6 protein-coding genes are annotated in these 13988 nt (G+C 49.5%); 1 reads left to right on the top strand and 5 read right to left on the bottom strand.

Annotation, left to right across the window (positions count from 1 at the left end; all coding sequences use genetic code 11):
* Positions 1-687 precede the first annotated feature (687 nt).
* Positions 688-3666, top strand: a complete 2979-nt coding sequence (locus Q0294_RS00325; protein ID WP_299459449.1) for an MMPL family transporter — start codon at positions 688-690, stop codon at positions 3664-3666.
* 10 nt (positions 3667-3676) lie between these two features.
* Here the strand turns inward: Q0294_RS00325 and mnmA are convergent, their stop codons facing one another.
* The 5 genes from mnmA to Q0294_RS00300 form a co-directional block, all read right to left on the bottom strand.
* The gene (gene mnmA, locus Q0294_RS00320; RefSeq protein WP_299459447.1) at positions 3677-4786 is read right to left on the bottom strand and encodes a tRNA 2-thiouridine(34) synthase MnmA; all 1110 of its coding nucleotides are present in this window, start codon (positions 4784-4786) and stop codon (positions 3677-3679) included.
* 418 nt (positions 4787-5204) lie between these two features.
* On the bottom strand, positions 5205-7337 hold the full coding sequence (locus Q0294_RS00315) for a c-type cytochrome domain-containing protein (RefSeq protein ID WP_299459445.1): 2133 nt from the start codon (positions 7335-7337) through the stop codon (positions 5205-5207).
* A gap of 74 nt (positions 7338-7411) precedes the next feature.
* The gene (locus Q0294_RS00310; RefSeq protein ID WP_299459443.1) at positions 7412-10090 is read right to left on the bottom strand and encodes a DUF1549 and DUF1553 domain-containing protein; all 2679 of its coding nucleotides are present in this window, start codon (positions 10088-10090) and stop codon (positions 7412-7414) included.
* A 99-nt stretch (positions 10091-10189) separates the two neighbouring features.
* Complete coding sequence (locus tag Q0294_RS00305) at positions 10190-12553, bottom strand: PPC domain-containing protein (protein ID WP_299459442.1); 2364 nt, start codon at positions 12551-12553, stop codon at positions 10190-10192.
* A gap of 215 nt (positions 12554-12768) precedes the next feature.
* Positions 12769-13988 (bottom strand): DUF1501 domain-containing protein (locus Q0294_RS00300; RefSeq protein ID WP_299459440.1); only part of this gene is annotated, 1220 nt, incomplete at its 5' end.

Raw genomic sequence — 13988 nt, 5'->3', positions numbered from 1 at the left:
TCTTTGAGAGGGGTATTTGAAAGAGTAATGTGAAGTGTGCAATATTGGGAAGCTAAGGCTTGCCACCCAACCATTGCGATGGGGCAGGTTTTTTATGAAATTTTGAAATTGGGGTCAAGCCGTATTCGGTAAAATGCCGATAACAGGCTCCCTGAATACTGTGCAATTATGTTTAATCAGGCAATTTCAAACGAGTTACGGAAATCAAACCTTTTTCAGAGTTTGCTGAACTGCCGGATTTTTCAGTCAGGTTTCTACCGATTGCCAGAGAAAGTTGATCCAAGGAAGACCGGATTGCCGATGAATCACCTGTTATCGGGCAAAATACGTACTTCTTTTTGGGAGATTCCTCCTCGATAGCATATATTCTAGATCGCATCACATTTAACCATAGCGTCTCTCGTTCTATGATACTCGGTCCAAATGGCCCTGGAGACGCTACAGTAAACCTGGACACAGGCTAAAGATGATCTTACAGGGTTTGATCTTCGATGTATTAAAGATTTGATATTAATAGACTTACCTCTTTGATACGGATAAGATTCCTGTTGCTGGCAATACGGAGATTGCGGTAAAATCATTTGTTTCATAATACGGTAAACGCTCTCACTTACTCGATCCCTTCACTTCTGCCCGGTAGTTAAGATCGAACAAGAGATCGACTTAAGTAACACACGGAAGTGTTCTGTGGATAATCTCTCATCCGACAATCAGGAACGATCATTCCTCAGCGAAACTTTGGCTGCGATGACCCAGTTTGTGGTCACCCATTCCAAATTCAGCTTGGCGTTTGCGCTCATTGTTTCGATAGGTTGTGTGTTGCTGACAGTCTTCCGTCTGGAATTCAAAACAGACCGTGCTGATTTGATTGATCCCACCGTCGCGTTTCATAAAAAATGGATTAATTACACGGAAAGCTTTGGCAGTTCTTCCGATCTGGTATGCGTTGTCGAATCAGATACTCCCGAGAACATTAAATTTGTACTGCGGACATTGGGAAAACGAATCGAGCAGCATCCCGAGTTGTTTGAAAATCCCCTCTATCAAATCAATCCCGGCGATCTGCCATCCAAGGGTTTGCAATATTTGACACCCCGGCAATTGCAGGTGGGATTGAATCGGCTGGACGAATACGGGCCGATTTATCGTAACGGGCGCTGGGATCTAACGCAGGTTGATTTGCTTTATGATCGACTGCGATATCAGATTCAATCGAGGTCTGCCAGTTACCGTGGCGCTGACAGCGATAAATATCTGGAACCGCTATTCAACCATGCGGCAATTCTTTCGACTAGCATGTCACGTTTCCTGGCTGACCAGAGTGATTTTCAGTCTCCCTGGCCTTCCATCGTTCCCGTGAATGAACGCATGCGCGAACGCTCACAGGAAGTGATTTACCTCTTGAACCAAAGCGGGACGATGGGCTTTCTTAAAGTCTTTCCCGTGCATCAGGAAAACGGATTTGACGGCGCCACTCAGGCGATTGAAAAAATGCGGAGCCTCATTGGTGAAGTGGCAGCCGAAAATCCCGAAGTAAAAATCAGCCTGACCGGTATTCCCGTGCTCGAAAACGATGAAATGCGCAAGTCGCAGGCAGATATGATCAATGCTTCCATCATCTCCTGTTTAGGTGTCGGGTTGTTACTGTTTATCGGCTTTCGCGGATTTCGGCACCCGATCCTGACACTGATTATGCTTGCAGCAGGTATGGCGTGGGCTTTTGGATATACGACATTGACGATTGGGCATCTGAATATTCTCTCGGTTTCCTTCGCTGTGATCCTGATTGGATTAGGTATTGATTTTGGCATTCATTACCTGGCACGTTACATCGAGTTACGTCACCGAGGCGTCGACCTAGAACCCGCGTTGCTCAAAACTTCCCGTACTGTGGGCCCCGGCATTGTTACTGCTGCATTGACAACGGCTTTGGCCTTTTATTGTGCAGGGCTCACCCCCTTTCTCGGGATTGCTGAGCTGGGATTTATTGGTGGCGGAGGAATATTGCTGTGTGCTCTTGCCACCTTCATTGTTTTGCCGGCACTCTTGTCACGAGCTGATCGAGATGTTGAAGTCAAACAGATGCCAACCCCCTTTCAGGGAAAATGGCTGCAGAAAATGATTCTGCGGTTTCCCCGTGGTGTGGCTTTGTGCTCTCTGGCATTAGTCGCTTTCTGTGCCAGCCAAATGGTCCAGAAAACGGACGAGGGTTGGTCGTCGCGAGTGGTCTATGATTACAATCTCCTCAATTTGCAGGCTGCCGGCCTGGAATCGGTTGAAGTCCAGAAACGTATTTTTAACGACGCGCAGAACTCGCTGTTGTTTGCGGTTTCGGTAGCAGATAACCCCGAAGCAGCCCGTGCACTTCGCAAAAAGTTTGAAGCATTACCCAGCGTGTTACATGTGGAAGAACTGGCTTCGCGTGTTCCCGCTCATCCGTCGCATGAGACCAATCTGCTGGTCCAGTCATTCCAGGCTCAGTTGGCGAACTTGCCGAATGATACCCCACCTGTCAGTCGGCTCAATCCTTCAATGATCGGACGCAAGCTGGAACAGTTTTATGTGTTATTGTCCCGCTACAATCATCCGATGGCTCAGTCGACAGCCCGTGTACTTGACCAGTTTCTGAACCGCTTTGAATCGATGACACTGGAACAACAATCGCGGTTTCTGGATGAATTTCAGTACCGTACGACAGCTTCATTATTAGGTCAATTTAAAGCCTTGCGTGGTGCTTCTGATTCGACGCCTGTGCGCTTTGCCGATCTTCCCCGTTCATTGACTTCTCGCTTTGTGAGTGCGGAAGGAAAATGGCTGATTCAGATTTATCCCCGTGACCGGATCTGGGATATTGGACCGCTGGAGCAATTCGTGAGTGAGGTTCGTTCTGTTGATCCAGATGTCACCGGGACACCGTTACAAAATTATGAAGCCGCGCAGCAGATCAAAATCAGTTACAAGACCGCTTCAGTTTATGCTCTTGCCGTGATTTGTGTGGTTTTGCTGATTGACTATTTAAGTCGCCGTCATGCCGCAATGGCCATGACTCCTTCAGTGATTCTTGCTGCTTGTACCTGGTTTATTCTGTTTAATCGTGGGACCCCCATCAGTGTCGAAGCTGCCATCGGCATGTTTCTCGTGATGTGTATCGGCGTTGCATTTGTATTGGATCGAAGTAGTGTCAGCCATATGTTCCTGACAATGCTGCCCCCTGTCGTGGGCGGCGTTGTGATGTTCGGAATTCTGGCGATGGCATCGATCGACCTCAATCCGGCAAACCTGATTGTGCTGCCATTGATTTTGGGTATTGGAGTTGATGACGGCGTACACGTGGTTCACGATTATCGAATGAAACGCGGTGCCTATAAGACTTCACCCAGCACGATCAATGCAATTGTGATGACCTCGCTGACTTCCATGATTGGATTCGGCAGCATGATGGTGGCCACACATCGCGGGTTATATAGTGTTGGTCTGGTGCTGGTCGTTGGCGTGGCCTGTTGCCTGTTTGTTTCGCTGGTTACACTGCCCGCGCTATTGACCTGGATTTCCAATCGTGAACAAGCCTCCGATTCCGTGAGCATCGATGACGTTGACGACAGGCAAAGCAACCGCGGTAAAAAGCGGCACAATCGTGACAGAATCGAAGCGGAAGCCGCCGCCTGATCGGTTCCGCTTACATGATCCAGCCGCCGCCTAACACGCGGTCCTGATCATAAAGCACGACGGCCTGACCTGGCGCAACACCATATTCCGGATCATCAAAGGTCACGTGGAATCGCTCTTCATCCAGAATTTTGACCGTGCAGTCTGCTTCTTTGTGCTGATAGCGGATCTGTGCCTGACAGCGGATTTCAGAGCCGGGACTTTCAATCAGCCAGTTACTGCGATTGGCGTCCAATGTCCTGCGGGCCAGATCTTCACGGGTTCCAATTACCACGCGCTTCGATTCGGGTTCAATCTTGATCACAAACCGTGGAGTTCCAAAAGCGACTCCCAGTCGTTTGCGCTGGCCAATGGTATAATTTTCATAGCCCGTGTGATGTCCGACGACGTTACCCTGAGTATCAACCATTTCACCGGCCGTTTCCTGTTCGCCGCGATAGCGATTGAGAAATCCGAAATAATCATTGTCGGGGATAAAACAGATTTCCTGGCTGTCGGGTTTATTGGCAGTTCGCAAGCCGGCTTCTCCCGCCAGTTCGCGAATTTCCGGTTTGACGAACCCGCCGACGGGAAAAATAATCTTATCAAGTAAACTCGGATTAATACCAAACAGAACGTAGGACTGGTCTTTTGATCGATCGAGACCGCGCACCAGTGCCGGCAGATTTTCGCCGGGAATCGTATTTAGCTGCGCATAATGGCCGGTCGAGATGTATGACGCGCCCACCTGTTCTGCGAATTCCCAGAGCTTACCAAACTTGAGCCAGTTATTGCACATCACACAGGGGTTAGGCGTACGACCGGCAAGATATTCATCAGCAAAATAATCTTTGATGCGGCCAAAAGCGTCTTTGAAGTTGAGGGCATGGAAGGGAATATCCAGCATATCGGCGACGCGACGGGCGTCGGCGGCATCACTGGCCGAGCAGCAACCCTGCTTATGTGCTTTCAAATTCAGTACGGGCAAACTGTTTTTATCGTCGATCGCGCAGGCGGTTTCCTCAGTGGCTCCGGACCGCATGAACAGGCCGATCACTTCATAACCCTGCTTCAGTAATAAATGAGCGGCTGCGGAGCTATCGACGCCGCCACTCATTGCCAATACAACACGCTGGGACATATCAGGAAAACTCAATTTGATTAGATAAAGAAAAATAGATTGTCAGAGACCCCGTTTCATTATAGACGACGACAATTTCGATCACAGGTACGAAGGTGGGGGAAACTTTTGAATTCAAATGAAATCAGGCGTTCCTGCTACCAGATTGTCTTGGGAAAGTTAATTGGCTCACAAAATGTGGCCCGGTGTTGCTGTCGTGAGTCTGCTGGCAAGTGCTTACGTTTAAAAGTGTTCGGTCAGTTATTTGGAATGAAATTGGAAATAGATCAGATCTTCGATGAGCGAATCGTCCCGAATGCATGACTCTGGATCCGGTCATCTGAGACCTTGCGAACCAGGCGACTGTCTAGACAGCATTACCCAATAAAAAAGCCCTCGAACAAATGGTCGAGGGCTTAGTCGTGAATCAGGAGCTGACTTATTTGGACGCGCTGGCTTGGGCTTCATTGAATTTTTTTGCAAATTCGATTTCTGCCTGCCAGCGTTTCACTTCATTTTGCGCTGCTGCTAAAGTTGCCGCTGCGGCATTGGCTGCATTTTGTGAAGCAGTGGCTTTGTCAGTGGCAGGTTTCAATGTTTTCTGAAGCTCAGCTATTTTGGCAATAGCGGCATTGATTGCGTCTGTGGTCTGCTTGATTTGCGGAGTGTATGTGGCAATCTTTTGTTGATTGTCTTTAATCGCTGCCTGATGAACCGCCAGGTTTTTCTGCTCTGCTGCTTTGGCTGCTTCCCGCTTATCAATTGCTGCCTTGAGTTTCACTGCCGCTTCTGCCAGATCTGTATCGCCGGCGATTTGTTTACTGAGAGCATCCGCTTTTGCGTGTGCTTCTTTGATCGCCGGTAATGGTACATCAAGCGCTGCAATCTGATTTGTGGAATTGGTGGCACTGGCCTGCGCGTCTGTTAAAGCTTTCTGAGCCGTTGCCAGATTCGCATTGAGGCCGTTTAAACTAGTTTGCAGATCGGTTTGCTGTTTCTGCGTGGCAGCGATGTCTGTATTAATTTTATTGACCGCAGCCTGATCAGCCTGAGCAGCGGCTAAGAGTGTTTGATGACTTGCCTGAGTGGTTTGCAGGGAGCCAGTGGCTAACGCCAGACGCTGAGCTAATTCTAACGGGTTCGCAGTTAATTCGCCGACTTCTTTTCCGTCAGCTGCATTCCAGACTTTGATTTTTCCGGTCCAGTCGCCGGCAATCACGCGGTTTGTTTCATCACAAATGGTCACGCTGACAGCAATATCTGCGAAAGCAGGGAGTGCAATCAATTGTTTTCCAGCCTGATCCCAGATTTTTGTGACACGGTCACGGCCACAGGTGACGAGTCGACTGTCGCGGGCGAATTCAACGCACGCTGTTCCACCGCCATGGGCATTCCAGGACTTGATGTTCGTTCCGTTTTCAAGTTCCCAGAGTTTGACTGATTGATCTTCACTGCTGGTGGCGACAATATTCGAATCAGAACGCCAGGAAATTCCTGTGATCATTCCGTTATGCCCTTTGAGTGTCAGGTATTCGCTGCCTGTAGCTGCTTCCCAGACAAAGGCTCCCCCATTACGGTCGCCCGAACAAAGCAGCACGGAATCCGGGCTGAAGGCAAGTGAGGTCATCCAGTCGGTGTGTTTGCGGATTTCATACGCGAGTTCCCCATTGCTGGTGGAGTAAACGCGTATGACTTTGCTGGGACTGCCCAAGGCGATAAATTTCTGGTCGGAACTGATGTCCGCACACAAAACGGAATCCAGCTCATCACCTACTTCAAACAGGCGTTTTCCCGTTCTGACGTCCCAGACGACGACACGACCACTGGCACCAGCGTGTCCTCCACCGGCCAATAGCAGGCTGCCGTTACGGCTGAACTTCAGGACCTTGGCCACACCCTCCGGGAAAGGCAGGATTCCTAATAATTCCAGCGTTTGCGTGTTGTAAAGCAACACCTGTTTCTGGCCTGCTACAGCGGCTAAAGGAGACCAGGGGTTTGTGGCTAAGGTCGTCACTGCAGTTGAGAGACTGGTGTGAACGATCGGCTCCAGCGTTAAACGGGGAGGCATAGGAGGAGGTCCCGCAGGTTTGCCTGAGGACGCTCCCTTGAGCGCGAAATCGACTTTTGGTTTCTTAATTACTACTTTGCTGCCGGCATTTTCCGGAGCACCACCGTTAATCCATTCCTGGATTAAGGCGAGTTCATTATCGGGCAGTTTATCGGCTTTCGGCGGCATAAACGGTTCGGATTCATGAGTCACCAGCATGTATAAATAGCTCCCACCCGCGTCTCCGGCTGCGATGGATTCTCCAGCAGCGCCCCCCTGCATCAGACCGGTATAGTTAGTCAGATCCAGGCCGGATGCTTTTTTGTCGGTGTTGTGACAGGCGAAACATTTGGCGCGAAAAATCGGCTTGATATGTTCGTCGAACGTGATTTTCGGTTTTTTGGGGTCTGCCGGCTTTTTGTCTTCAGCGATCAGTGCTGTTGACATCAGGGAGGCGATCAAACCGGCAACGACGAACAGTTTGCAGAACTGTTGACACCAGTTAACAGAGAATACGTTTTTCATAGTCATGACCATATTAAAAGCGGGCTTTGTCTTGAAGTTCCCCAAAGTTGCTGAATCACTGTCTATTTCATGTTTTAGTGATTAAAGATGAATTCTCGCGAGTTCAATAATGACCAGAATACATCATTCAATGTATTGGTCTCATCTTTCTTGTTTTCATCAAGCACTTGAACCAACGAAGAATATTCTTTATCGGTTGGTTTGCGTGTGAGGCAGTAAATATACATTTCATCAATCACTTCCAGAGGCTTTTTGCCGGCTTTGATTCTGGTCTCGACAAATTTGCCTTGTACGATTTTGCTGTTCACGGTATCGCCATTCAACAGGTGCAATGCCTGTGAAAGGCTGGGTTCCATACGAACTTCGCAGGAACAAACCGTATCACGCTTGGCGCGGCCGAAGGTTGTCAGGAAGTAGGTTGAAGTGTTTCCATCAGCAATCTGAACGGCACGGGCGCCCAGAGGCAGTCCACGAAACTTGTTTGGAGCATCAGTGACCTGGCTGATGCAGTCCAGCAGCACTTCTGCACGCAGGCGTCGTGGCTGTGCGTGAGAGAAGTTGGTCAGATCGCGCTCATTCGAAGGATTTGTCTGCGTCGAAAGCTGGTAGGTGCGTGAAGTACAGATATCGCGTACCAGTTTTTTGAAGTCATAGTTGTAATCGGTAAAGCGTTTGGCAAGCTCGTTCATCAATTCAGGGTTCACGGGAGGATTACTGACCCGGACATCATCCACTTCGTTGATGATTCCCTTGCCGAAAAAGTGAGCCCAGACAATGTTGCTCAAGTTCGTTGCAAAGTAAGGATTTTCACTAGAGGCCAGCCATTGTGCGAGCAAGACGCGACGATCTTTGCCTTTGGTATCAGGTTCCGCGCCGCCCAGGAACTTGGGTTTCATTACGCGTTTGTCAACCAGATGCTGCACTTCGCCACTGCCTCGGTTGAAAATGATAGACTCACGTGGATCTTCACTCCCTTTGCGGCCGATTTGTGAGAAGAAAGCAGCGAAGCTGTAGTAATCGTTCATCGTCCAGCGGTCAAACGGATGATTATGGCATTGGGCACACTGAATACGCATTCCCATAAAGACCTGGGCGACATTTTCAGATACTTTGAGCGTGTCGCGTTCATTTTCGTAGTAGTTGGTTGCCGCGTTGGAGAAGGTACCGCCGGTAGAACCAAGCAGTTCCTGAATCATCACGTTAATGGGTACATTGGAAGCAATCCGTTCCTGCAGCCAGTTGTAATAGAGCAAAGCGGATTTGTAGCTGATGACATTATTGAGCGTGCGGATTTGTAATAGCTCTGACCATTTCATAACCCAGATTTCCACAAACTCTTTGCGGTTCAGCAGATTATCAACGAGCTTGTCTCGTTTTTTGGGATCTTTGTCGGCGACAAACTGATTAAATTCTTCGATCGTGGGCAGGATACCGCAAATATCGAGGCTGGCACGACGCAGAAATTCCGCATCAGAACAGACCTCGGATGGAATGACCCGCAGTTTTTTCAGTTTGTTGTGAATCAGCGTGTCCACATAATTGTACTCAGGAATATCAGGCCATTCAAAATTGAGTCCTTTGGGCAACACAACGAAATGTGATCCGACTGTGTGAGTATCGAAGCGGGCCATGATAAATGCTTCACCGCGATTGTTGGCAGTAATCAAACCATCTTTTGTAATCGTGGCAGAGTTATCATTGTTTGATGAGAACGAGGACAGCGAAGTGACATCGCGGGTAGTGCCATCGGAATAATAGGCGAGCACCGAGACCTGTTGTTTGGTATCTTTTCCATCAAGCACGCCACCTTCAGGGTAAATTTCCACTTTGGTCACCGTGGGAATGACGCCTGCGTCATAGGGAGCACCAGCCTGTAACCAGCGAAGTACTGCCAGATAGTGTTCTGAATCTTTTTCGTAAAGTTTACCACCGGTATGAGGAACAGCACCGATGGATTTTTCGAGGAGGAGACTTTCCTGAGGCAGACTGAGATTAATGCGTCGTCCGCTCAGTTCACGCGTCAGACGCTCATGGTCCCCTTTGGGATCAAATCCAAAAAGTGAGAGTCGGAAACCGTCCTTTCCACGGGCTGCACCATGACAGCTTCCCGTATTACAGCCGGCACGCATAAAGGTCGGCATAACATCCAGGGTGAAGCTGATCGGACGATCTTCTTTTGCTTTGACGATCTTTGTATGCAATTTGATATCAGCGCCACCAAAACTGGCAATCAGATCTGTTTCGCCATCAGCGACCGGATAAACCGTCGTTTTATCAAAACGGACGAGACCTTCCTGTGCCGCCTTCAATTGTAGCTGACTGGTGACATCCTGGGTCAGACCGTTATCAAAGACTGCCTGGGCGATGATCGACTGCCGATCACGGCTGGTTGTCAGCTGAATGTTCTGCGGATACACATTTAATTTCACCATTTTTGGCGCTGGTTTTGGGGGAGCCGGTGTGGGAGTCGGCGCTGTCGCAGGCGCTGGTTTGGGTTCTGCCGGCTTTGGTGGTTCCGGTTTTGCCGGAGCAGGTGTAGCCGGAGCCGGTGTGGTCGGAGCCGGTGTGGTCGGAGCCGGGGTAGCCGGAGCGGGTGTGGCCGGAGCCGGGGTAGCCGCTGGTTTTGTCTCCGCCGGTGTTGCGGGAGCCGGTTTTGCTGGCTGTGCTTTATCTTCTGCCACGGAGAGAGAGAGTCCACTGGCAAGGAAGATCAGAGAGAGAAAACTACGAACAAATATTTGATGACGCCACATAATCGAAAACCTTTTTTCGTCAACAGAATTTAGTTGATGAAGGTGATTAAAGTTTGAGTTCCAATAATGGAGAAACTGAGCGAACTTTTTAATAAAATCTTATTTTGTACCGGATTCCAGACGTTTCTGGGCTTCTAACCGGAGTTGTTCCAGCCGGGTCAGACGTTTGGGAGGGGCTTCTGTTTTGGGCTCCTCTTTTTTCACGACAGGCTCTGCTGGCTTGGGCGGTTCGTCCTTTTTAGGCGGGAGCGGCTTGTCGATCCGGAGCTCCGTACTACCGGTGGTATGTACGACCGTCTCGCCGTTCATGGGGATTTCCACCTGACAGAACAGGCTCTTATGCCGTCCTTCCGGTGAAGTGGGGTCTGTCTTAACTTTGAAGATGAGTTCCTTGCTTTCTTTATTGAAGGAAATATCTTCTGTCGTGACTTTGGGAGGTAGCCCTACCAGTTTGATTTTTGCATCGCCATCAAACGGGTTCTTCATGCTGACTTTGCAGATGATTTCTGTTTCTTTTCCCTGCTCGACGGCAGTACGTGCCAGTTCAAGATCCACGAAAGAATCGGTGATTTCCAGTGGAGCTAACTGAGAAGAAACCCAGGAAGTACCGCCTACATTAGCAGAGCCAAGGACAAACACCTTCCACTTTTTCATTTCTGCATTTGCGTTGGCATTCAGAGGATAGAAAACTTCATTTTGTCCTTTGGGGATTGTGACATTACTGGCAGCTCCCACTCCCGGCGGACGGAAGGGGAATTGCAGGGTAATTGGTTCATCGAATCCTTCTTTGCGTGTTGCAACCACTTTGAGTTGCATGGAGCCATTACGCGTCAGTGGTGCTTTCGGCTCAACAATATTCAGCGTGAAGGGGAGCTCATCCACCACTACAATGGGGATCTGGGCCACATCTTTCATCCAGAGCAGATCGTTATTGCGTACACGCACCAGATCTGCCCGGTTAGTAAAGACGCCTTCAATTTTCTGATTGGGGTCAGCGTGGCGCCCTTTGAATTCGATTAACTTGCCTTCCACGGGAGCATCAGCGGCGGCTTCAAAGACAACGGGCATCGTTGTTAGATTGGCAGCCATCGGCTCGGCAACCATGGTGACTCCTTTGGGGAAATTCTGCGAATCAAGCACAATTTCTCCTCCGAAGTTACCCCGTGTTGCGCTGATAACGACAGCAAAACGATTGCCACGGGCAACCACAATCCGCTGTCGCTCTTGTGAATAACGCGCATTTCGGGGAATACCCAGTTCCAGTGATGCTGTAACGGGAAGCATTTCGATGCGATAGACAAAATCGGCCCCGCCGCGAGCAAGGTGATCAGTAATCGAAAGATAATAGTCGCCATCTGCCGGAAATTTGTAACGGAAGTAACTGTCAGGCCCACGGGCGTCGTCATTCGAGGCAAGCCCTTGAAATTTATCGTTGTAAAGCACCATGACGGGATCAAGCGGGGATCGGACGCGTCGGGCATAACATTCGATTTCCAGTGTCTGGTCTTTTTTCCCCTGGAACTTGAAGAAGTCAATATCCCCTTCGGTTTCAATGATGCCATTAAAGGCATTGGGGAGCACTGCTGCTGAAGCCAGTTTGAATTCGTTATTGGGTTCCTGCTCAAATGAATTATCATGCGGGAACAGGCGGTAAACGTTCCCGGAGGGAGCACTGCCCCCTGCATCTGAGGCAAACAGTTCAAATTCCGCGTTGGGTTTATCTGGCAGTTGGAATTCCTGAACGAGGTTCTCGACCGTATTTCCTTTGAAGGTGACTTTCTGTTTTGCTCCCAACAGGCCACCTGCCGGGTAAACGGCCGTGGGGCGGGGATAAGTCCCAACATGCAGGCGATAGAACGAAGCGCCATTGCCGCCGTAGGAACTGTCGCGAACCAGGATCGTATATTTTCCATCCGCAGGAGCAATGACTGAAACAGCGGAATCATTCCTCAACAGCGGCAGATCATCTTCTGCTTTTAATTCAAAACGCTTTTCATCGAGAATGGCGATGTAAGGGTCAAAAACCGTAGTCGCCAGACGAACGCCTTCGATTTCTGCGGAGATGCGCTGTCCTTTTTTGGCTGTCACTACAAAATGATCAACGTCTTCATTTTGAACAACGCCGGTCACGGTCTGATTCAGTTCAATGGGTTGAGGTGTTTCGAATTCGCTGTTGGGCTCTTTTTCTGCCACTTCCGGGAATTGTCCGACCCAGAATGTTTTGTAATCTGAAACGCCGCTTTTGGTGCGAACCTGAAAGGTGTGCTCACCCAGATCACAGTCAGGAGTAATCTTGACGATGGCGGTGCAGATGTTGGCGTTTTTGGGGTCAGCCTTGATTTCCTTAAACTCGAACCCTTTTTTGTAAGAAAGGATTTCGACCGCATCGGATAATCGGGCTCCAATGAAAGTGAGACTGACTTCCGTGCCACGTTGTCCGCCGCGGGGACTTACGTAGTTCAAGCCTGGGTCACCTGCCCCGGCAAGATCCACGATGAATACGCTAAGTGCGATGGTCAAAATGCCGGTGCAAACAGATCTGTACTTCTGCAGCATCACGGTTCCCCCCCTTGGAAATGTTGATGTTCAAGTATCAGTTTTAGCTTAAACAGAAATGTTAGCACGGGAAAATTGGACTCGTGCTAACAAAACTGGTTCAATCATCTATGAATGTCTGGTTAGACAAGCAGGTCCTTAATGACTTTTCCGCCATCGACGATTTCGATGGGGCGGTCACCAGGCGCCATTAATTCTTTATCAGAGACAATTCCCAGGCAATGGTAGATTGTCGTTGCCCAGTCCATGACTGACAGTGGGTTATCCTCTGGTTCACTGGCGATGGCATCAGAAGCACCATAGATATGTCCCCCTTTAGTGCCTCCGCCGGCCATGACGACACTGAAAACTTTTGGCCAATGGTCACGCCCGGCTGTGGCGTTGATCTTCGGTGTTCGTCCGAATTCACTGCAGATGCAGACCAAAGTACTCTGTAAAAGCCCACGCTGACTCAGATCGGAAATCAAAGTCGCGAAGGCCTGATCAAATGCAGGCAGGCTGTTTGTAATGCCGTTCTGAATCTGGTCGTGCATATCCCAACCACCATAAGTCATAGTTACAAAGCGGGCACCCGCTTCAACGAGGCGTCGGGAAAGCAGCATCCGGGCGCCAGCCTGGTTACGACCATAAGCATCACGAACTTTAGCATCTTCCTTTTCCAGATCGAATGCTTCCTGGGAAGCTTTAGAAGAGACCATGTCGTAGGCTTGCTTGTAGAAAGTATCGACTGCATCCAGAGAATCTGATTTTTCTTTGGTCACAAAGTATTCATTAACCGAGTCCAGCAGAGAGCGACGACGAGTAAACCGATTATTATCAACGCCACCGGGCAGATTGAGGTCACGCACTTTGAAACCGTTGGCAGCAGGATCTGCTCCCACACTGAATGGTGCATAGGAGGAACTGAGGTATCCCGTACCGGCGAATTCGTTGGGCTGGTTGGGAATGCACACGTATTGTGGCATGTTGTTCTTAGGACCGAATTCGTGTGTCACGACACTTCCCATGCTGGGGAACTGCAGAGCGGGGCTGGGACGATAGCCGGTGAACATATTGTGTGTTCCCCGTTCGTGAGCTGCTTCGCCATGTGACATTGAACGGCAGATTGTCAGCTTGTCCATAATCTGTGCTGTTTTGGCCAGCTTTTCATTCAGACGAACGCCGGAGACATTGGTATCGATGGAATTCATCGGCCCGCGGTATTCAACAGGGGCATATGGTTTCGGGTCCCATGTTTCCTGATGTGCGGCTCCCCCCGGCAGGTAGATGAAGATCACTGATTTCGCAGTGCCCTCTTTGCTCTCATAATGTTTCAGTTCTGCCTGAGCACTTTGCATACGGA

This window comes from uncultured Gimesia sp., assembly GCF_937919775.1.
Classification (GTDB): Bacteria; Planctomycetota; Planctomycetia; order Planctomycetales; family Planctomycetaceae; genus Gimesia.
Note: the sequence above shows the minus strand (reverse complement) of the source record. Positions and strands in the feature narration are given on the sequence as shown.